This is a genomic window from Oceanobacillus sp. FSL K6-0118 (assembly GCF_038006665.1).
Classification (GTDB): Bacteria; Bacillota; Bacilli; order Bacillales; family Amphibacillaceae; genus Oceanobacillus; species Oceanobacillus caeni.
Genome location: NZ_JBBOVR010000001.1, coordinates 2,251,175 through 2,270,355 on the forward strand (window position 1 = coordinate 2,251,175; position 19,181 = coordinate 2,270,355).

Annotated in this window: 23 protein-coding genes; 1 reads left to right on the top strand and 22 read right to left on the bottom strand. The window is 34.0% G+C overall.

Annotated elements, in window-relative coordinates; all coding sequences use genetic code 11:
- Nucleotides 1–59: 59 nt before the first annotated feature.
- The 12 genes from MHI02_RS11560 to MHI02_RS11615 all read right to left on the bottom strand — a co-directional run bounded on the left by MHI02_RS11560 (nt 60) and on the right by MHI02_RS11615 (nt 11,458).
- Entirely contained in the window at nt 60–473 is a 414-nt protein-coding gene (locus MHI02_RS11560) for a DUF4430 domain-containing protein (RefSeq protein ID WP_052771695.1), read from the bottom strand.
- Between the two features lie 130 nt (nt 474–603).
- Nucleotides 604–2,376, bottom strand: a complete 1,773-nt coding sequence (locus tag MHI02_RS11565; RefSeq protein WP_047184991.1) for an ATP-binding protein — start codon at nt 2,374–2,376, stop codon at nt 604–606.
- Nucleotides 2,376–3,092 (bottom strand): response regulator transcription factor, encoded by a 717-nt coding sequence (locus tag MHI02_RS11570; protein ID WP_047184990.1) that lies wholly within the window; start codon nt 3,090–3,092, stop codon nt 2,376–2,378. Before MHI02_RS11570 ends, MHI02_RS11565 begins: the two co-directional genes overlap by 1 nt.
- 149 nt (nt 3,093–3,241) lie before the next feature.
- Nucleotides 3,242–4,432, bottom strand: coding sequence for a c-type cytochrome biogenesis protein CcsB (gene ccsB, locus MHI02_RS11575; RefSeq protein WP_047184989.1), 1,191 nt, complete (start codon nt 4,430–4,432; stop codon nt 3,242–3,244).
- A 32-nt stretch (nt 4,433–4,464) separates the two neighbouring features.
- Complete coding sequence (resB, locus tag MHI02_RS11580; protein ID WP_341165927.1) at nt 4,465–6,114, bottom strand: cytochrome c biogenesis protein ResB; 1,650 nt, start codon at nt 6,112–6,114, stop codon at nt 4,465–4,467.
- A gap of 164 nt (nt 6,115–6,278) precedes the next feature.
- On the bottom strand, nt 6,279–6,851 hold the full coding sequence (gene resA / locus MHI02_RS11585; protein WP_047184987.1) for a thiol-disulfide oxidoreductase ResA: 573 nt from the start codon (nt 6,849–6,851) through the stop codon (nt 6,279–6,281).
- 67 nt (nt 6,852–6,918) lie between these two features.
- Entirely contained in the window at nt 6,919–7,656 is a 738-nt protein-coding gene (locus MHI02_RS11590; protein WP_047184986.1) for a pseudouridine synthase, read from the bottom strand.
- Between the two features lie 73 nt (nt 7,657–7,729).
- A complete protein-coding gene (locus MHI02_RS11595) occupies nt 7,730–8,260 on the bottom strand; it encodes a spore maturation protein (protein ID WP_047184985.1) in 531 nt (176 codons plus the stop codon).
- Nucleotides 8,260–8,847 carry a nucleoside recognition domain-containing protein gene (locus MHI02_RS11600; protein ID WP_047184984.1) on the bottom strand — a complete coding sequence of 196 codons (588 nt, stop codon included), beginning with the start codon at nt 8,845–8,847 and terminating at the stop codon, nt 8,260–8,262. Before MHI02_RS11600 ends, MHI02_RS11595 begins: the two co-directional genes overlap by 1 nt.
- Before the next feature lie 6 nt (nt 8,848–8,853).
- The gene (locus tag MHI02_RS11605) at nt 8,854–9,981 is read right to left on the bottom strand and encodes a D-alanyl-D-alanine carboxypeptidase family protein (RefSeq protein WP_047184983.1); all 1,128 of its coding nucleotides are present in this window, start codon (nt 9,979–9,981) and stop codon (nt 8,854–8,856) included.
- A gap of 143 nt (nt 9,982–10,124) precedes the next feature.
- Nucleotides 10,125–10,718 carry an SMC-Scp complex subunit ScpB gene (scpB, locus tag MHI02_RS11610; protein ID WP_047184982.1) on the bottom strand — a complete coding sequence of 198 codons (594 nt, stop codon included), beginning with the start codon at nt 10,716–10,718 and terminating at the stop codon, nt 10,125–10,127.
- Nucleotides 10,719–10,720: 2 nt separating this feature from the next.
- On the bottom strand, nt 10,721–11,458 hold the full coding sequence (locus MHI02_RS11615; protein ID WP_047185118.1) for a segregation/condensation protein A: 738 nt from the start codon (nt 11,456–11,458) through the stop codon (nt 10,721–10,723).
- A 144-nt stretch (nt 11,459–11,602) separates the two neighbouring features.
- Between MHI02_RS11615 and MHI02_RS11620 the strand changes: the two genes are divergently transcribed.
- A complete protein-coding gene (locus MHI02_RS11620; protein ID WP_060668722.1) occupies nt 11,603–11,686 on the top strand; it encodes a YjcZ family sporulation protein in 84 nt (27 codons plus the stop codon).
- Nucleotides 11,687–11,838: 152 nt separating this feature from the next.
- On the opposite strand, the gene MHI02_RS11625 is transcribed toward MHI02_RS11620, so the two are convergent.
- The 10 genes from MHI02_RS11625 to spoIIAA form a co-directional block, all read right to left on the bottom strand.
- A complete protein-coding gene (locus MHI02_RS11625) occupies nt 11,839–12,213 on the bottom strand; it encodes a GNAT family N-acetyltransferase (protein ID WP_047184981.1) in 375 nt (124 codons plus the stop codon).
- Between the two features lie 325 nt (nt 12,214–12,538).
- Nucleotides 12,539–12,997, bottom strand: coding sequence for a M50 family metallopeptidase (locus tag MHI02_RS11630; RefSeq protein ID WP_047184980.1), 459 nt, complete (start codon nt 12,995–12,997; stop codon nt 12,539–12,541).
- A 9-nt stretch (nt 12,998–13,006) separates the two neighbouring features.
- Entirely contained in the window at nt 13,007–13,444 is a 438-nt protein-coding gene (locus tag MHI02_RS11635; RefSeq protein ID WP_047184979.1) for a peptidylprolyl isomerase, read from the bottom strand.
- 67 nt (nt 13,445–13,511) lie between these two features.
- Nucleotides 13,512–14,819 (bottom strand): diaminopimelate decarboxylase, encoded by a 1,308-nt coding sequence (gene lysA / locus MHI02_RS11640; RefSeq protein WP_204798098.1) that lies wholly within the window; start codon nt 14,817–14,819, stop codon nt 13,512–13,514.
- Between the two features lie 83 nt (nt 14,820–14,902).
- Nucleotides 14,903–16,384 (bottom strand): spore germination protein, encoded by a 1,482-nt coding sequence (locus tag MHI02_RS11645; protein ID WP_204798097.1) that lies wholly within the window; start codon nt 16,382–16,384, stop codon nt 14,903–14,905.
- A 21-nt stretch (nt 16,385–16,405) separates the two neighbouring features.
- Nucleotides 16,406–16,837: a stage V sporulation protein AB gene (locus MHI02_RS11650; RefSeq protein WP_047183900.1), complete on the bottom strand. Its 432-nt coding sequence runs from the start codon at nt 16,835–16,837 to the stop codon at nt 16,406–16,408.
- Entirely contained in the window at nt 16,815–17,435 is a 621-nt protein-coding gene (locus MHI02_RS11655; protein ID WP_165589205.1) for a stage V sporulation protein AA, read from the bottom strand. Before MHI02_RS11655 ends, MHI02_RS11650 begins: the two co-directional genes overlap by 23 nt.
- A gap of 121 nt (nt 17,436–17,556) precedes the next feature.
- Complete coding sequence (gene sigF, locus MHI02_RS11660) at nt 17,557–18,312, bottom strand: RNA polymerase sporulation sigma factor SigF (RefSeq protein ID WP_047183898.1); 756 nt, start codon at nt 18,310–18,312, stop codon at nt 17,557–17,559.
- An 11-nt stretch (nt 18,313–18,323) separates the two neighbouring features.
- Nucleotides 18,324–18,764, bottom strand: a complete 441-nt coding sequence (spoIIAB, locus tag MHI02_RS11665) for an anti-sigma F factor (protein ID WP_047183897.1) — start codon at nt 18,762–18,764, stop codon at nt 18,324–18,326.
- On the bottom strand, nt 18,761–19,114 hold the full coding sequence (gene spoIIAA, locus MHI02_RS11670) for an anti-sigma F factor antagonist (protein WP_047183896.1): 354 nt from the start codon (nt 19,112–19,114) through the stop codon (nt 18,761–18,763). Before spoIIAA ends, spoIIAB begins: the two co-directional genes overlap by 4 nt.
- Between the last annotated feature and the right edge of the window lie 67 nt (nt 19,115–19,181).

Genomic DNA, 19,181 nt, shown 5'->3' on the forward strand with positions numbered 1-19,181 from the left:
GCATAAGTGCAACTAAGGCATTCGCTAAAGCCTAGCGAATGCCAAGTTTTCTAAAACATTTATTTCACTTCATGTAGATCAAAAATAATTTTATCGCCAGATTGTACGTTATATTCTGCTGGCTGAACAGTAAGTGGTTCATTATTTACCATAATAACCCATAGCAAATTTTCTTCCTCATTTGCTTTTTGTCTTTCGATGGAAGTGACTTGACCGTTTACTTGCTCTGTGAAAAAATTATTTTGCATCAACTCAAGTAAATTTTCGCCACCTTTAATAGGAATTTCTTCTTCGGTTATGTGTTCTTTCCCATTATTTTTAGAAATTGTAATTCGTACTAAATCATCAGCGACTTCTTCAGAATGTGTACTATTTGAAGTTTTGGTTGTCACATTATTTTCATTATTCTCTGAACATCCTGCAAAGATAATTAAAATAAAAAAGGTAGCTAGTACGAGAGTATGTTTCCCCACTTTTGTCACTTCCTTCAAGATTATTGATTTAAGTGCATGTTCAATAATGTATTTCTTTTCAAGGAGCAAGGAGTCTTGCCGACTTGTAACATCAAAGGGTCATTTTCACGGGACTTTTTGAACAACCCTTTTAAATGAAGAATTGCTTATCCCTTGGAATATTAAATGTAAATGTTGTACCTTGATGTAGTTTACTTTTAACACTTATGGACCCATTATGCGCATTAACAATGTTCTTAGCAATTGCCAATCCAAGCCCCGTTCCTTTTTTCTGTTTGTTTCTAGTTCTTGATTTATCAGCTTTGTAGAACCTTTCGAAAACAAATGGTAAATCTTCTTCAGGTATTCCACTACCATTGTCTTCAATCGATACAACCAGTTCATTTTCATTATTTTTTACGGATACCTTCACAAAACCATTTTCATCTGTATGGCGAATCGCATTATCAATTAGATTCGTGAAAATCTGTTCTACGCGGTCGGGATCTAATATGGCAGTATTACTCTTAATATGATTTTCAAATAGTAACTCTACTTGGTTATCCGCTGCAATTCCTTGGAATTTCTTTAAGATTCGTTCAACGAATGCTTGAATTTCTACTTCTTCTTTATTTAATTGGATATGTCCAGCTTCCATACGTGCTAAATCAAGTAATTCGTTTACTAATCTACCCATTCTTAACGATTCATCTTGAATAATCTTAGCGAGTTCATTTTTCTCTTCTTTACTTTCCGCGATATCATCTACAATCGCTTCACTATATCCTTGAAGCATAGATATAGGTGTTCTTAATTCATGAGATACATTCGCAATAAAGTCTTTTCGTAACTTGTCCAAACGTCTTTCTTCGGTCATATCACGAATAACTGCCACAGCTCCACGTACCTGTGATCCATCATATAGAGGTGTCATAAGCATCACATAGTTTCTACCTTGAATAACAATTTCACGTAGTACCTTATCCTCCCCACCAATAACCTCTTCCAAAACTTCTTTTAATTCAACAGGAAGCGGTTTATTAGAAAGATTTGTACTTACATTATGTTCAAAGTACCAGTTCTCTAAAAATTTCTCTGCTGGAGGATTAATAACAATCATGTCTCCATTTCGATTTAAAGTTACGACACCATCGGCCATAGATGTTACAATACTTGAAAACTGTTCTTTTTCTTGCCTGAGCGCATTTATATGAAACTTAAGTTGTCTACCCATACGATTGAATTCAATGGCTAGGTCACCAATTTCATCATGTGTCAAAATCGGTACTTTCGTATTAAACTCACCTCGGGTTAGTTCATGTGCTGCTTCTCGCATCTTAATTAACGGTGACGTGATACGCGTAGAAAGAAAGACAGCGAAAAATGTAGTTAAGACAAGTGCGATACCGGCGGCTAAATAAATAATTTTTCTAGTTTCTAATTTTGTTTGCTCTACTGCCTGTAAAGATTGATAAACAAAAACACCACCATTATTTAAGACAGGTTTTCCGACAATAATGGCATCCATATCACTATTTGGTAATGTAATTTGTTTCTTTAATTCCTTTGATTCCGTCATCACTTCCACTAATTCAGGATCATTCTTAATCCAATCTTCCTCTAATTTAAAAAGATGATTATCATTACTTTCCGAAACCCAAAAATCACCGTCCGGAAAAATAATAGCAACCCGATTAGTAGGGTCTTTTATTAAATCGACAGTCTCTTGAATTACACTATGATCTTCTTGTTCATCTACCAAATAAGAAATTTTAGTTGCTGTTTTCATCATACTTGTTTCAGCTTCATCCAAGTGGAAGTTCTCAAAAAACTGTAATAAAAAAATTGATAATATAAATAACACAAAGCAAACTAACAGTAAAATGGTTATTGCTAGTTTGCCTACTACACTACGCCAAAACATTATTTATCATCAACCTCAAACTTGTAACCGACACCCCATACCGTTACAATCATTTTTGCTGCTTCTTTAGAAACCTTACTCAATTTTTCCCTTAAACGCTTCACATGAGTATCCACAGTTCTCAAATCTCCAAAAAATTCATACTGCCAAACTTCTTTAAGCAAAACTTCACGATTGAAAACTTTATCAGGAGATTTAGCTAAAAAGCATAGTAATTCATATTCCTTCGGTGTTAAACTAACTTCCTGCCCTTCTGCAGTTACACGGTGTGCATCGTAGTCAATTGTAATATGAGGAAATACTAATAAATCCTTCGAAACGACATCTTGTTCATTAAAAGAAGATACGTTTACTCTTCGTAATAATGCTTTAACACGTAGGACTGCTTCACGTGGACTAAATGGTTTTACAATATAATCATCTGCACCTACTTCAAAACCTTGAACTCGGTTCGCCTCTTCCCCTTTAGCAGTTAACATGATTACCGGTGTAGATTTTTCTTTTCTTAATTTTTGACAAACCTCTATTCCATCCATTTCTGGCATCATGATATCTAAAATAATAACATGGTAGTTATTTTCTAATGCCATTTCGAGAGCATCTTTACCATTATCAGCTTCTTCGATTATATAATCCTCCCGCTCCAAATACATTCTAATTAATCTTCTAATTCTATCTTCATCATCAGCAATTAAAATTTTTGTTTCTTGTGACATAAATATCCCCCTAAAGCTCTATTATACTAATTATAAACGAAAGCAAGTAAAATGTATAAGAGGTTGTTCAAAAAGTCCTTTTCATCCTCTTTTTGAAAACACACTATAAAGAAACAGACGAGGTTAGAAGTACCTCGTCTTGTACACTTTTAAGCATAAGAATGTAATCCAGCTAACACTAAGTTAACAACAATTAAGTTAAACATAATAATTCCGAAACCTACCAAAGCAAGCCAAGCGGATTTTTTACCATGCCAACCTCTTGATAGTCGCAAATGCAAATATGCTGCGAAAAATAACCATGTAACTAACGCCCATACCTCTTTAGGGTCCCAGCCCCAAAATCTTCCCCAAGCAATTTCAGCCCAAATCGAAGCAAATATTAAACCGCCCAAGGTAAAAACTGGAAATCCTATTGCAACAGAACGATACTCTATCTCATCTAATAAATCTGCTTTCATATTTTTTAATAAAGGTTGAATAGTTGCACCAACGCGTTTTCTTAAGATCAATCTAGTAATCAAATAAATGACAGTTCCTGTGATAACAGACCAAATTAATGTATTAAATTTACGTCCCGCATCTTCACCTTGGAACCAAGCAGGTGTTTCAAACCATGGTTTCATGACATCTTCCGTTACTAATGTACCACCGTTAGGAGCCGCAATAGCAGGTAAATGATAATCGGTGGTGGCAGCGCTACTTCCTTGGCCATACTCAAAAGTAGCATTATAGTTCATAAAATTAAATGAAGTTGTAATAACAATGAAACCAATGAATACAAATAAAATATACATGACTATTTCCAACCATGTTGTTTCTTTACTTCTTACAGTTTGATCAACCTCTTTAATCAAGTACATTAAACCAACTACAAAGCTTATCCCAAGAATACCCTGACCTAATGCGACCGTTGTCACGTGTATATATAACCAGTGACTTTGCAACGAAGGCACTAATGGTGATATTTCAGTTGGAAACATACTTGCATAAGCGATAATGATCATGGCAATAGGAAGAGCGAATAAGCCTAAGAAACTGAGTTTATAATATGCATATAGAATAATAAAGCCAAGTACTAAAGCCATTCCTAGAAATGTTAGAAACTCAAACATATTACTTACTGGAGCATGTCCACTTGAAATCCATCTTGTTATAAAGTAAACAAGCTGTGCTAGGAATCCAATAATCGTAAGTGTGATGGCAATCTTTCCTGAAAATCCTTTTTTCTTATTATCTGTTTGTTTATCTTTAATAGTAGCACCAAAGAAAAATGTGGCAATTAAATACAAGATGAAAGCTGTATATAATGCCGTACTACTAATACTTAATAGATCCATAAAAAATTCCTCCTTGATCACTGCGAGAAAGATTAATTATCTTTTTCGCCAAGTTCTTGCTGATCTTCAACCATTTTAATATTTGTATTTTCGGTTACAGTTTCTATATCTTTCTTTAAGCCAAACCAATTTTTATTTGTATGGGCTGCCATTACCAATGAACCATCTTTTCTCTTATGGATCCATATTCTTCTATGTTGCCAATACATACCTTGAATGACACCAATCATAAAAATAACTGCACCAATACCAAAAAACGGTAAGGATCGATCGTACTTGAATGTTAGACCACTAACATCGTGCATCTCAAAATCCTCGATACCTAGCTTATATTTATTTTCCCCTGTTCCATCTATATTTCTTCCAATTCCAACAAAACTTACCTCAGGTTTTTCACTATCCTCACTGTAAACGGAAAATACAAAAGCAGGATTTCGTGGAAAATTGGTTTCAGAAGCTGGTATCCCATTATCATCTAAATAATAGTCTGGATAAAATTGATCCAAAACAACTTTAAAGCCATTACCAAGATCAAATTCAGGTTGAGGATTTCTTAAATCAACTGTAAAAGACCCTAATGATTTCTCGTCTGCATCCGATGTTTCATGTATTTTAAATGTCATCGAAGAAAATTCATTTAGTTGATACCCTGATTGAATTAAATCATATCCGTCGAAACTCAAAGGTTTATTCATTTGAATGGAATCCTCTACGACTGGCTCTAGTTCTGGTTCTTCACCGGGAATAGATCGATTTGCTTTATACACGACTACATCTGTTTGATAATTGCTAGCAACCATTCCTTCTTTACTTAAAGCGTCCTTAAATCTTTCATCATTTTCATCATGTGTCTCAAAAATAAAGTCTTTATTTTCAACATAATACTCTCCATTTGTACCAGGTAAAACCTCTGTTTCCCCTTCACGTACCCAAACATATTCATTCATAAAAAATAATGGGGTCGAACGTAAAATAGCTGCTATAAGGATAATGATTAAGCCAATATGGTTGACATATGGCCCCCACCTAGAGAATCGCCCTTTTTCTGCTAAAAGATAACCATCTTTCTCTTTAATATTATAACGACGTTTCTTTAATTGTTTTTTTACCGTTTCCAATTCTTCATCAGTGGCTGATTCAGTTTCGCTATATAACCGTTGTCTACTTAAAAAAGATTGATGTTTTTTTGGATTTTGATGTCTTAATGCTCTAAAAAGTGGTACAAATCTATCTAAACTACAAATAACTAATGATACCCCAATTAAAGCAATAAGTAACAAATACCACCACGATGAGTATAAATTATGTAAGCCTAGTTGATAGTATATAAGACCCAACACACCGTATTGACTTTCGTAGAATACAGCTGGATCACGATTTGGTGCATTTGCAGGTATGTACATTTCTTGCGGGAAAATGGTACCAATCATAGAAGCAATTAAAGCTAAGACAATTAACCATACCCCTACTTTAACAGAAGAAAAGAAACTCCAAATTCGATCCACAACGGATTTAGTATACGTTTTGGATCGCCTTGCTGTTCCATCATAACGCATATTTAATAGTTTTTTTCCTTCATTACCATCAATATGTTGGTTTTCCTCTATAGGCTTTCCACAGGATTCACAAAGTACGGTACCTAATGGATTAACATGACCACAATCACATTTAATTCGTTTCATTATTGATCCCTCACGTTTTATCGATAATGTAAAGTTCAACATATTCAGTAGAGTTTTCTTCCATCTTAATATGAATTGAACTAATCAGGGCTCTTCTGGCTATCCACCGCCACTTATAATTCTAGTTTTAAATAGGTGGTTACGACCAGTTAAGACGTGGTAATTTATTCTGGTAAAATATTTTGCAATGATCGCTCTAACTTTTCTAATGTTAGTGCTCCATTTACAACTTCTTTAATTTTGCCATCTGGACCAATAAAAAATGTACTTGGAATCGGTCCAACTTTGTATAGATCTCTAATTTCACCAGTTGTATCGTGTAATACTGGGAACGTTAAATCATGTTTATCAATAAAGCGGTTAATTACCAATTCCGTATTATCTAAACTAACCGCGAGAATCTCGATTCCTTTATCATGATACTTCGGGTATAAAGTTTCCATATAAGGCATTTCAGCTTCACATGGCTTACACCAAGTTCCCCAAAAGTTCAGCATTACCCCTTTTCCCTTTAAATCACTTAATTGAACGCTTTCTAAATTATTATTATGACTTACCTGTTTCAATTGGAAGTCTGGAGCGGTATCCCCAGCACGATAAATAGAATTATCTGCTTTAGAATTAGAAACAATAGCAAAAATAGTGGCTCCAATTAAGACTACTAAAATGATAGATCGAAAAATTAATCGATTTCTTTTTTTAGTTTTCTTTGACTCTTTTTTATTTTCTAAACTCAATTTCAATCACTCCTTATGCGAGTATAACATTTTTTAAGAAGATGAAATTTGTCAATAATTCAACATTTTAATTTTGATTTGCCAAGTTATACATTTGTTTAACCTCTTTAGGAGTTAATGGACGGTATTCACCACGTTTTAAACCATCTAAATTTAAAAAACCATATCTTTCTCTCTTTAATTTAACTACAGGGAAACCTAACCCTTCCATCATTCTTCTTACATGCCTATTTTTTCCTTCATGAAGCGTTAGTTCAATAACCGTAGTTTCTGCCTTTTTATCTGTTGATACAATTCTATAATCTACAGCCTTAAGTAAATCTTTTTCGGATTTTACCCCTTTTTTAAGTTGCATTAAATCAGCTTTTTTAAGTATTCCTTTTACTTTAGCTACATATACCTTATCAATTTGATGTCTTGGATGCATAAGTAAGTTAGCAAAATCACCATCGTTTGTCAGTAAGATAATTCCCGAAGTATCATAATCTAGCCTTCCTATTGGAAATACACGTTCCTCTACTTCTTCACTAAGTAAATCTGTAATTACCTTTCTTCCTTTATCATCTTTAACACTAGAGATAACTCCACGTGGTTTATACATAAGAAAATAAACTGGCAACTCTTTTTCGAGCGGAATCCCTTCCACTTCTACCTTGTCATGGTTAGATACTTTTGTACCTAAAACGGTTACCACTTCTCCGTTTACTTTTACCTTACCGTCTAAAATTAATTGTTCTGCTTTTCTTCTAGAAGTTACTCCACTTTGAGCTATAACTTTTTGAAGTCTTTCCAAGTTGTTTGTCATTATATCACCATTCTTATTATTATTTTCATAAATAATAATAGCGTTAACACGATGTTAACGCTACTTTTTAGCATTACCCAAATATAAGGGTAACAATTATGATTGATGCAATTATACCAACTAAATCTGCTAAGAGTCCAACTTTTACAGCATATCTCATCTTTTTGATCCCTACCGCACCAAAATATACAGTTAATATGTACAAAGTGGTGTCGGTACTTCCTTGCATGGTTGACGCAAGTCTGCCGATAAAAGAATCAGGTCCATGTGTTGCAATTAATTCGGAAGTAACCCCCAAGGCTGCATTTCCAGAAATGGGTCTAACTAGTGCTAATGGGACAATATCCGGGGGAATTCCTATTGCTGTTAGTATGGGAGCTATTAAACCAATAGACGCATCCAAGGCCCCGGAACTCCTTAAAATAGAGATGGCGACCAACATTCCAACTAAAAAAGGAAGTAAAGAAAATGCTAATTTAACACCTTCCTTTCCTCCTTCAACGAATAATTCGTATGATGGGAGTCTTTTCCACTGTGCAACTCCTAGGACTAATAATAAAAAGCAAGGAATAAGCCAAGTGCTTATAGTAGTGACAATTCCCATTATTCCTTCCTCCTAAGGCTTCTGTAATAAAAGAAACGGTCCAATAATAATGCACTAGTTAATGCAGCAGCAGAAGCAATAATAGTAGTACCGACAATTTCAGTAGGTGAACTGGAGTTGTATTGCATCCGAATGGCGATTACTGTTGATGGAATTAAGGTTAAGCCTGCAGTGTTTATAGCTAAAAATGTGATCATGGAACGTGTTGCAGTTTCTGTTCCGCTTAATTTTTTCATCTCTTCCATTGCTTTTATTCCAAGTGGTGTGGCTGCATTTCCTAGACCAAATATATTCGCTGTAAAATTGGATAAAATGTACCCCATTGCTGGATGATCTTTCGGAATCTCTGGAAATATTTTTACTACAATCGGACGTAACAGTTTTGCAAGCACTCTTAATATACCTGCTTCCTCTGCTATTTTCATAATCCCTAACCAAAACACTAGAATACTAATTAACCCAATAGATAGTTTTACAGCTTCATCCGCGCTTTCAAATAGAGCTTTGTTGACTTCTTCCATCGTTCCATTAAACATCGCATAAATAATACCAACAATTGCCATAAATGCCCATATTAGATTAACCATATATATCTACATCCCTGTAACTTTTTTATAAAATGAGAGGATTTCTGACATGAATGATTTCTTATTTGCATCTGATGAAACAGAGTCTTCAACCGCATATATTGGTGTTTCTGTAATTTCTTTATCATTTAAGTAGAATACTTTTTTTCCGATTATGTTATCTCCTGATGATGTATCAACATCTTTTAAAATATAATTCTTAAATGTTACGATATCCTCTTCATCGTCGGATAACGGATAATGAATTTTATCTCGTAAAAATCCTATTTGACTTTTATTTAAGTCTATTAAATTAAATTTTACTTCTCCTTTGTCTGTTAATGTTTTCATATCAAAGTTTTCAAAACCCCATTCATATAAGGACATATGATCTTTCCAGTCATCAGGTGCATTTAACGTGACGGCAATTAAATCCATACCGTCTTTACTAGCTGTTGAAACAAGCGTCCTTCCCGTTTTCTTTGTAAAACCGGTTTTTCCACCTGTACAATATTCATAATACTGAGTTAACAATTTATTTTTGTTTATCCAACTGTATGTTCTTCCATCTGATTTATAAGAAGTAGTGCCTGATATTTCTCTATACTTCTCATTATTCATCGCATATTGCGTTAATATCGCCATATCATATGCACTAGAATAATGATTATCTGAATCAAGACCATGTGGGTTATCGAAATGAGTATTTTCCATTCCTAACCATTTTGCCTTTTCATTCATGAGGTAGACAAATCCATCTAAACTACCTCCAACATGCTCGGCAATTGCCACCGCGGCATCATTACCAGACCGAAGCATTAACCCATAAACTAAATCCTCTAGCGTCATTTTTTCACCTTGTTCTAAATAAATAGAGGACCCCTCTGTATAAATTGCTTCTCTACTTACAGTCACTTTTTCTTTCATTTTTCCCGATTCAATTGCAATAATTGCCGTCATAATTTTAGTAATACTGGCGATGGATTCTTGGGAATGTGCATCTTTTTCGAATAATACTCGTCCAGTTGATTGTTCTATTAATACAGCATTATTTGCTGATACACCCGGTGCGGCAGAAGCTGCTTGTCCATTTGTAGAGATTAGCAAATTAGCAGCAAAGAATATTACGGTTAGTAATAAAATCTTTATTTTCATTTTTGGTTGTCCTCCCACGTGTATGGTATCCATACATTTTATGCATCAAATGAAGTGATATGAGCAATTTTCTTATTTAATGTTAATGTGATAAATCCTACCTACCAAAAAATCCATACATTAAAATTTAATGTATGGATTCATCATTCATTCTTATTCAGTTCTTCATTAAAATGTTCAAAAAATAAATCCGCTTCTTGATTCACTTCACTCGAATCGGAAACTTCATCCGGAAGAGAGGGTAACTCCTCTAGTGAAGTTAAACCGAAATAAGTAAGGAAATCTTTACTTGTTCCATACAAGATAGGTCTACCAACACTATCTTTTCTTCCGATTTCTTCAATTAACGATTTCGCTACAAGGGATTGAAGCGGACGATCACTCTTAACTCCACGTAATTCTTCAATTTCAGCTTTTGTAATTGGTTGTCTATAGGCAATGATTGCTAAAGTTTCAAGTGCTGCTTGAGACATTCGATTGGAATTTGGTGTTTCCAACAACTTTTTATAAAATTCACTATGCTCAGGTTTCGTGGTAAGATGAAGTACACCCTTTGATTCCATCATCATGATACCTCGATCTATTCGTTCATAATCGTATTTCAATTCTTCAATTAAGTGGGCAATCATTTCATCCGTGATATTTAAAATATTCTTCAATTGTTTGACTGTTATTCCGTCATCACCACTTGCAAAAATTAAACCTTCAACAACAGCCTTCCATTCTGTAACTTCCAAAATTATTCCTCCATAGAAAATACATATAACGTATCAAAATGTTGTTTTTGTTTACAATAAACCTCATGAACTTTCATTAATTCTAATATAGCAATGAAAGTAATAACAATGTGCGTTTTAGAAGGATATGGAAATAATTGATCAAAAGCAACACCATGATGAGATTTTTTCACCATTTTTAATACATCCTTCATTCGCTGTTCAATTGGAATCTCCGCTCTACTAACCTTCGTATCAAGTGGTTGATCCCATTTCTTTCTTTGAAACATTTTACCTAACGCATTGATCATGTCATATACCGATACATTCCCTTTAGAAACTGTTGTTTTATCCTGTATTAGTTCGTCAAATACAACAGGTGGCCTTGTATACGTATGAATGGCTTCTTCTTCTCTTTCTTTTAATTTTTCCGCTGCTTGTTTATATTTCCGATATTCAATTAACCGATTCATTAATTCTTCTCTCGGGTCTTCTACGTATTCATCCGTTTCATCAACTATTTCCTGTTTTGGTAATAACATTTGACTTTTAATAGCAACAAGAGTCGAGGCCATCACTAAATACTCACTTGCAATATTTAACTCTAAATATTTCATCGTATGTATATAATCCAAATATTGTTTTGTGATTTCAGCCATCGGGATGTCATAGATATCTATCTCATATTTATTTATTAAATGTAGCAATAAATCTAGTGGTCCTTCAAAGACATCTAACTTTACTTCGTAGGCTTGGTTCACCATATTTCTTACCTCTCTTTAGTTGCAATTTTAAGTTTTCGTGCTATTCGCCCATACAACATGGTAAATACCAACATAAGTTATTAATGTAAGACAAATGTTTATAAAACATTTGTTGAAGAAGAAAAAAGGAGGAATTTGTTTATGAGTCATGGATATAGCGGAGGATTCGCGTTAATCGTTGTATTGTTTATTCTTCTAATCATTGTTGGTGCCGCTTGGTTCTAAAATATATTAAGAAAAGCGTAAGCGCCCGTTTAGCAACGTACGGTGAAGGAAGTCTCGCTAGTCGCTGGGTGCTGGAGCTAGACATTAAGCAGAAATATTTATATTATTCTATCCGCCAAGTTTTAAGCCAGCCCTCAGTGATGGGCTGGCTTTTATTGTTCTTCATTTTGAATATGATTATCTTTACATTTAAGATAGAACTCTTGGACGTCATCACTAGGTAAAACTTTATGTTCTCCGTCATAAAGTTTAATTAGTTCATTTATCATTTTCTTCCCTATCCCTAGATTCCGATGGGACGGATTAACGGAAACATGTTGGATAATAATGCAATTATTTTCTAACCGAACACCAGCTGCACCTAAGACATCATCGTCCTCTTTCCATAAATAAAGATTCCAATTAGGATTGGACTCATATTCTTTAATTGTATTCTGTAATTTTTTCACATCATTTTTTACATCTGGCATAAATGACAATAATCCCATGGCAATTTTTTCCATATTCTTTTTAAAACGAATTAACATAAAGACCCCTCTTAATAAAGACTAATAAAGGTTGTTCAAAAAGACCAGTGAGAAAGATACTGCGACGTACAGACAACCTTTGCAGCTAACGTCGGTATCCCCCCTATGTAGGAGAAGCGTAGTAATAGGACGTTGCGCATTTAGCTGACCTCGGTCCTTTCCATCCTCCTGTTGAACACGCACTAATAGAGCGTTTTGAACATCCTCTAATAGAGTTATTTTTCTTAAAGCCATAATTGACTATTGAAAAGTATATATATATTTATTGCATTAAATATGCATTTTGTCAAATGAACCTAAGAAGTAAAAAAGAATTAGTATCTATCTATTTTTGCCCTTCAGATATTAATTTATACACAATATACCCATCTGTGTACTTATTATTCATGTGTATCGGGATTATATTCATAGTAAACAACCAAATATTAAACCAAAAGCTTAACTCTATGTATAAATTTACTTCATAACTCAAATAAAAATATAATAATAATGCAATAATCCCATTTGAAAGTGGACCCAATAATGAAATGTAAATTAATTCCCTCTTTTTATAGTATGGATATCGTTTACTTATTGTGTGCCCACCTATAAAAAAGAGAGAATGGATTTCGATGTTTAAATCCAGTAGTGTTATTGCTACTAATCTTTTCCCTTTACCCATTTTTAACGTAATCTCATTAGCTTTGAGCGTTCTTGCCGCAATAGCATGGCCAAATTCATGAAAAAACGTACTTAAAGGTGCAATAATTAATACTAAAATGAATATTATCTGGATTAAATTCATCACAATAACTTACTCAGAATAAACTTTAACTTCTTTCATGACATCTCCATTTTTCATTGCTTTAGCGTGTTCGATTCCAGAAGTAACTTTTCCAAATACAGTATGAACGCCATCTAAATGTGGTTGGGGTTCGTGTACTATAAAGAATTGGCAACTTCCAGTGTCTCTTCCCGCATGCGCCATCGATAGTGAACCTTCTTCGTGTTTATGGGGGTTATTATCTGTCTCACATTTAATTGTATAGCCAGCATTTCCAGTTCCATTACCAATTGGACAACCACCTTGACTTACGAAACCAGGAATGACACGGTGGAAAGTTAAACCATCATAAAAGTTTTCGTTAGCAAGTTTTTCAAAGTTCGCTACTGTTCCAGGTGCCTCTTCTGGAAATAAATCGAATTCAATTTTATTTCCGTTTTCCATTAAAATATATCCTTTTTTAGCCATTTTACAATCTCCTTTTTCTGTTAATCATGTCTATTCTATCACTAATATAATTGATAGTCATCCCACGTTATAGGTAGGATAAATCATTTCTCACAACATCTTCCATCGTTTCGCGTTTTACTACCAATTTATCTACGCCATTCTCTACGAAGACGACTGCTGCATTAGGAATTCTATTATAATGACTTGCCATCGAGTAGTTATATGCACCTGTTGAAAAAACAGCTAATATATCACCATGTTCTACATTAGGTACAGATAGGTCCCAAATTAACATATCCCCCGATTCACAAGCTTTACCGGCGATAGACACTTCTTCTGTTACCGGTTGATTTGCTTTATTAGCAATTACTGCATCATATTTTGCTTGGTATAATGCGGGTCTAATATTATCTGTCATCCCACCGTTAACTGATACATATTTACGAATATCAGGAATATTTTTCATAGAACCAATTGTATATAATGTAATACCAGTATTCCCAACGATTGCTCTACCAGGTTCAATCCAAATCTCTGGCATTGATATATTCAATAAATTTACTTGGTTTCTAACTGACTTGATTAACTCTTCAACATAAATATTATAGGGTAAAGGCTGATCTTCCTTCGTGTATCTAATCCCAAACCCCCCACCTAAATTTAAAACTTCAGGTGTATAGTTATAACGCTCTTTCCACTTACCTAGTTCTTCAAATAATAGATCTACTGCAACCTTAAATCCATCTGTTTCGAATATTTGAGAACCTATATGACAATGAAGCCCTCTAAAATGAATGGTTTCGTGATTTAATAATTTTTGGAAAGCTTCTTCTGCTTGACCATTTTGTAAGTCAAATCCAAACTTTGAATCTTCATTACCTGTCATGATGTATTCATGCGTATGAGATTCAACCCCTGGTGTAACTCGGATTAATACATTAACTTTTTTACCGTATACTTTTGTTACTTGTTCAATTAATTCTATATCATAGAAATTATCGATTACAATACAGCCGATATCATGTTTGATCGCCATCGTAATTTCGTCTAAGCTTTTATTATTTCCGTGCAAATGTATTTTCTCTACTGGAAAATCAGCTAGTAAAGCTGTGTAAAGTTCTCCCTCTGAAACTACATCAAGACATAGGTTTTCTTGCTTTGCTACTTGCAGCATTGCTATAGAAGAAAATGCCTTACTTGCATATGCAACTTTCGCTTGTACTCCTAGTCTTTCGAAGGTTTCCACAAATGATCTTGCATTTTTTCTTATCATGGAGACATCGTAAACATAAAGGGGTGTTCCATATTTTTCTGCTAATTCGACTGTATCCATACCACCTATTTCAAGGTGACCATTTTTATTTATAGGAAAAGGATGGTACTCCGTAATCATAATTTTTATTCCCCCGATTATACGTAAAAATATAAAAATACTTTAACACACATAGACAAAAAACGAAAGAGCTAACGACATGGTTAGCCCTTTTTCATTGGTTGTCTATAAGTATTCTTCGGATGTACAATTCTTGGTCTCTTATTAGAATAAGGAACCGGAATCCTAAAGATAATATTAAACATTGCCTTTGCATTGAAAGGAAGGAAAGGCCATAGGTAAGGTGTTTTTAGTGATTGCAAGTTTATCAAATACATTATATGAATCAAGAATGCAATAACAAAACCTTTCACACCAAAGAAACCTGCTCCTAAAATTAAAAATAAACCTGCCAGCTTATTCGCAATACTAAGCTCATAGCTAGATGTAACATAAGTACCTATCGCACTTATTGACACGTAAAGAATAACTTCTGCGCTGAGCATTCCTACATCTATTGCGATTTGACCAATTAATACTGCCGCAATTAACCCCATAGAAGTTGCTAATGGTGTTGGCGTATGAATCGCAGCCATTCTTAAAAATTCGATTCCTAATTCTGCTAAAATGATTTGTACTAATATTGGAATATTACCTTCTTCATTTGGTCCAATATACGACAGCTCTTTAGGCAATAAAGTAGGGTCTAAAACAAACAGCAACCATAATGGTAAAAGATACAATGACATAAACACAGCTAAATAACGTATAAGACGTATAAACGTACCAACAGAGGGGGTCTGCCTATATTCTTCGGCATGCTGCATATGATGGAAAAAAGTTGTTGGTATGATAATGACACTTGGGGATGTGTCTACCATAACAATAACATGTCCTTCCAGCAAATGGCTTACAGCTACATCAGGTCTTTCTGTATATCTTACTAATGGATAAGGGTTCCATTTTTTATCACTAAAAAATTCATCAACTGCCTTATCTGCCATTGCAATTCCATCAACTTCAATAGACTCCACTTTTTCTTTAATTAAATCAACTAAATCGTCATCCGCTATATCTTGGACATAGCTAATACATACATCAGTTTTTGAACGTTCTCCAACCTTTAGCATTTCATTACGTAATCGTTCATCCCGTATTCTTCTACGTGTTAAAGCAGTATTTTCGATAATATTTTCGGTATAACCGTCCCTCGATCCGCGAATCACTTTCTCAGTGTCTGGTTCTTCTGGTGTCCTTCCCGGATACGTTCTAACATCAACGATAAAAGCTTGCTTTTCACCATCTACAAAAAAAGCAACCAATCCCGATAAAACTTGGTCAACTACCTCATCCATCGTATTTACCGCTTCTACTTGCTGATGGATTAAACGATTCTCGATGATTTCAGGTAACTTTTTCTTATTACTTTCAACATCATTAATTCCAATCATAATTTCCAAAAGTTCTTGTATTGTTGATGTATCACACAATCCATTTACATAATAAAGTTGAACTTTCTTTTTTAATATAATAAATTCTCGAAAACCTACGTCGAAAGAGACATTTATACCTATTCTTTTTTCCATGTATTCTTGGTTGCGAATTATATTAGCCGACACGGGCATTTTATCATTTTTCTTCTTCATCGTTTAAACACTCCACTCTCATTACAACCTAACCAAAATAGTCCATTGAAATAACGAACCAACTATCTTACCAAACATAATAGCCATGAGTAGAATAAGCAGACTATTTTCTAGGCGTATTCTTCTTGTTATAACTGGAAAAACATTTAATACCTCTGTCAGTGCAGCGGCAAGCATTCCATTGAAGATCCCATGAAATAATCCCCAAACCACTAAAATGAGTACGGGTTGATTTAGATTAACATTGGCAAAAGATAAGTATGATCCCATAATTAAACCAAGAACCACACAAGCGGTGTAAAATTTGATTAGCTTATAAGATTTTGTTAGTTGTAATAACCTTGGGATAATTTTTAATACCGTTATAAAAGCAACAAATCCACCACCTACAGCAAGACCTCCACTAAAACCAATAAGGACTTGAATAAAATTAATTAGAAGGTTCTCTAACATTTAAACTATTTTCTTTATGACTCAAATAATTATCAAGGTCTTGTTGATAGTTAAAAATTTCAACTTCTAGTGGACTTGGTTCTTCATTAAAGCGTTTATTAAACCAGTGATTAAAAAAAAGGATTGTTCCTAAGCCTAATCCTATGGAATAAGGTATTTGAATCCATAATGGAAATTCGTTTTCTTCACCAGTTAATAATAGATGAAGCTTTTGTTGCACTTCCTGCATACTAACATCATAATGAAAGTTCATAATTGTCATCGCAGTACCAATAAACAATACAAGCCACACGCATGCTACAAGGAAGACGGAATTGGTTTTTTTACTCGAAATTACTCTAACAATGCTCTGATTTGGTCCTACAAGTTGAATCTCTACATCTTCATAACTTTTAGTTAAATGTTCTATTAATAAAAAACTATCGATTACTACTAAATTTTTATCCTTTTTCGTTAGGCGATAAATTGGTGTATTTTCTAATTTCTTCTTTAATGAAGTGTCAGCTGTTGAAACATAAGCAATGTCTTTTAAAAAAATTTCACATAAGTTAGGGAAGTTGGCATTTTTTTTCATTCGTAAATATACAATGTTCGTCAAGGTCATCCCATCCTTAAATAAATGAACTGTACGTTTAGTATTACCAAGTAAAGACTTTTTATCAGTACAATTTCAAACAGAAAAAACCACCACATTAATGTGATGGCTTTTTCGAACTCCTCTACAAATCCATATTACCTTTCATTTCTTTTAATATTTTCTTCTCAAGTCTAGATACTTGTACTTGAGAAATACCTAATCTATCCGCAACTTCGGTTTGGGTTTGATCTTTATAATATCGTAAGTAAATAATAAGTCGTTCCCTTTCATTTAAATTCTTAATTGCTTCTTGCAATGTTAATTTATCAAACCATTTTGTATCGGTGTCTGCTATTTGGTCTAATAATGTAATAGGATCCCCATCATTTTCAAATACAGTTTCATGAATGGAATGCGGAGATTTAGATGCTTCTTGTGCATGAACGACATCTTCTGGTGTTATTTCTAAAGCCTCCGCAATTTCATTAACTGTTGGTGATCGTCCTAATTGTTTCGTTAATTCATCTTTTTTTCTTCTTATTTTATTTCCAATTTCCTTTAAAGAGCGACTAACCTTTATACTTCCATCATCCCTAATAAAACGTTGAATTTCTCCAATAATCATCGGTACCGCATAAGTAGAAAATTTAACGTCAAAGGAAAGGTCAAATTTATCAATCGACTTTATTAGTCCGATACTCCCTATTTGAAATAGATCATCTGGATCATAACCCCTATTAATAAAACGCTGAACAACTGACCAAACAAGCCGGATATTCTTTTCTACTAATATATCTCTTGCTTCTTTATTCCCTTGTTGGCTCTGTAAAATATAATCTTTTACTTGTTCATCCGTTAAGGTTTCTTCACCCTTTGTCTTTTTTACATTTACATTCATAGGCACATATCCTAATTATAAACCGTCTTTGATTTTACTAGTTGCTTTCTCATGTAGAGCGTAGTTCCATCGGATTTTGAAGAAGTGACCTTAACAGAGTCCATAAAGTTCTCGATAATAGTAAAGCCCATTCCAGACCTTTCTAGTTCAGGTTTTGAAGTATATAAAGGTTGTCTCGCTTGATCAATATCACCAATTCCGATTCCAAAATCTTTCACCGTTATTTCAATTTCATCATTTTCAATGACACACTTAATCATCACTTTATGATCAGGTTCGTTGTTATATCCGTGTATGATGGCATTCGTTACCGCTTCTGAGACCACTGTTTTAATTTCTGTTAACTCGTCCATCGTAGGATCTAACTGGGAAATAAACGCGCCAACCGTAACCCTTGCAAATGCCTCATTTTCACTTTTACTAGAAAATTCTACAACCATTTCATTTCTCATGAAGCCACCCCCAAAGTTTCTAACGCAAATGCTTCATTTTCTTCTAAGCGAATAATCTTAAATAATCCAGACATTTCAAACAAACGTTTGACCGTTGGAGAAATGGAACATACGACCATCTCTCCACCTAATTGTAAAACCTCTTTATATCGGCCAAGAATAACTCCTAGACCCGAACTATCCATAAAAGAAACATTTTCTAAATTTAAAATGACATGCTTAATTGGATTTTTATACATCATGTCCTTCCACTTATCCCGTAAGCTTTCTGCTTCATGGTGGTCTAATTCACCTGACAGTCTAACGATTAATACATCTTCTTTTACATCAAAAACTGAATGCAGCCCCATCCTAAAAAATCTCCTCCTTACATTCTTCTGTATTTCTTCTTCTTGATGACAAGGGCTAATTCCTGCT

What these genes read in the sequence shown, in the direction of transcription:
- MHI02_RS11565 (WP_047184991.1), bottom strand. Translation starts at nt 2,376, where the DNA reads ATGTTTTGGCGTAGTGTAGTAGGCAAACTAGCAATAACCATTTTACTG.
- MHI02_RS11570 (WP_047184990.1), bottom strand. Translation starts at nt 3,092, where the DNA reads ATGTCACAAGAAACAAAAATTTTAATTGCTGATGATGAAGATAGAATT.
- ccsB (WP_047184989.1), bottom strand. Translation starts at nt 4,432, where the DNA reads ATGGATCTATTAAGTATTAGTAGTACGGCATTATATACAGCTTTCATC.
- resB (WP_341165927.1), bottom strand. Translation starts at nt 6,114, where the DNA reads ATGAAACGAATTAAATGTGATTGTGGTCATGTTAATCCATTAGGTACC.
- MHI02_RS11590 (WP_047184986.1), bottom strand. Translation starts at nt 7,656, where the DNA reads ATGACAAACAACTTGGAAAGACTTCAAAAAGTTATAGCTCAAAGTGGA.
- MHI02_RS11595 (WP_047184985.1), bottom strand. Translation starts at nt 8,260, where the DNA reads ATGGGAATTGTCACTACTATAAGCACTTGGCTTATTCCTTGCTTTTTA.
- MHI02_RS11600 (WP_047184984.1), bottom strand. Translation starts at nt 8,847, where the DNA reads ATGGTTAATCTAATATGGGCATTTATGGCAATTGTTGGTATTATTTAT.
- MHI02_RS11605 (WP_047184983.1), bottom strand. Translation starts at nt 9,981, where the DNA reads ATGAAAATAAAGATTTTATTACTAACCGTAATATTCTTTGCTGCTAAT.
- MHI02_RS11620 (WP_060668722.1), top strand. Translation starts at nt 11,603, where the DNA reads ATGAGTCATGGATATAGCGGAGGATTCGCGTTAATCGTTGTATTGTTT.
- MHI02_RS11625 (WP_047184981.1), bottom strand. Translation starts at nt 12,213, where the DNA reads ATGTTAATTCGTTTTAAAAAGAATATGGAAAAAATTGCCATGGGATTA.
- MHI02_RS11630 (WP_047184980.1), bottom strand. Translation starts at nt 12,997, where the DNA reads ATGAATTTAATCCAGATAATATTCATTTTAGTATTAATTATTGCACCT.
- MHI02_RS11635 (WP_047184979.1), bottom strand. Translation starts at nt 13,444, where the DNA reads ATGGCTAAAAAAGGATATATTTTAATGGAAAACGGAAATAAAATTGAA.
- lysA (WP_204798098.1), bottom strand. Translation starts at nt 14,819, where the DNA reads ATGATTACGGAGTACCATCCTTTTCCTATAAATAAAAATGGTCACCTT.
- MHI02_RS11645 (WP_204798097.1), bottom strand. Translation starts at nt 16,384, where the DNA reads ATGAAGAAGAAAAATGATAAAATGCCCGTGTCGGCTAATATAATTCGC.
- MHI02_RS11650 (WP_047183900.1), bottom strand. Translation starts at nt 16,837, where the DNA reads ATGTTAGAGAACCTTCTAATTAATTTTATTCAAGTCCTTATTGGTTTT.
- sigF (WP_047183898.1), bottom strand. Translation starts at nt 18,312, where the DNA reads ATGAATGTAAATGTAAAAAAGACAAAGGGTGAAGAAACCTTAACGGAT.
- spoIIAB (WP_047183897.1), bottom strand. Translation starts at nt 18,764, where the DNA reads ATGAGAAATGAAATGGTTGTAGAATTTTCTAGTAAAAGTGAAAATGAG.
- spoIIAA (WP_047183896.1), bottom strand. Translation starts at nt 19,114, where the DNA reads ATGGGGCTGCATTCAGTTTTTGATGTAAAAGAAGATGTATTAATCGTT.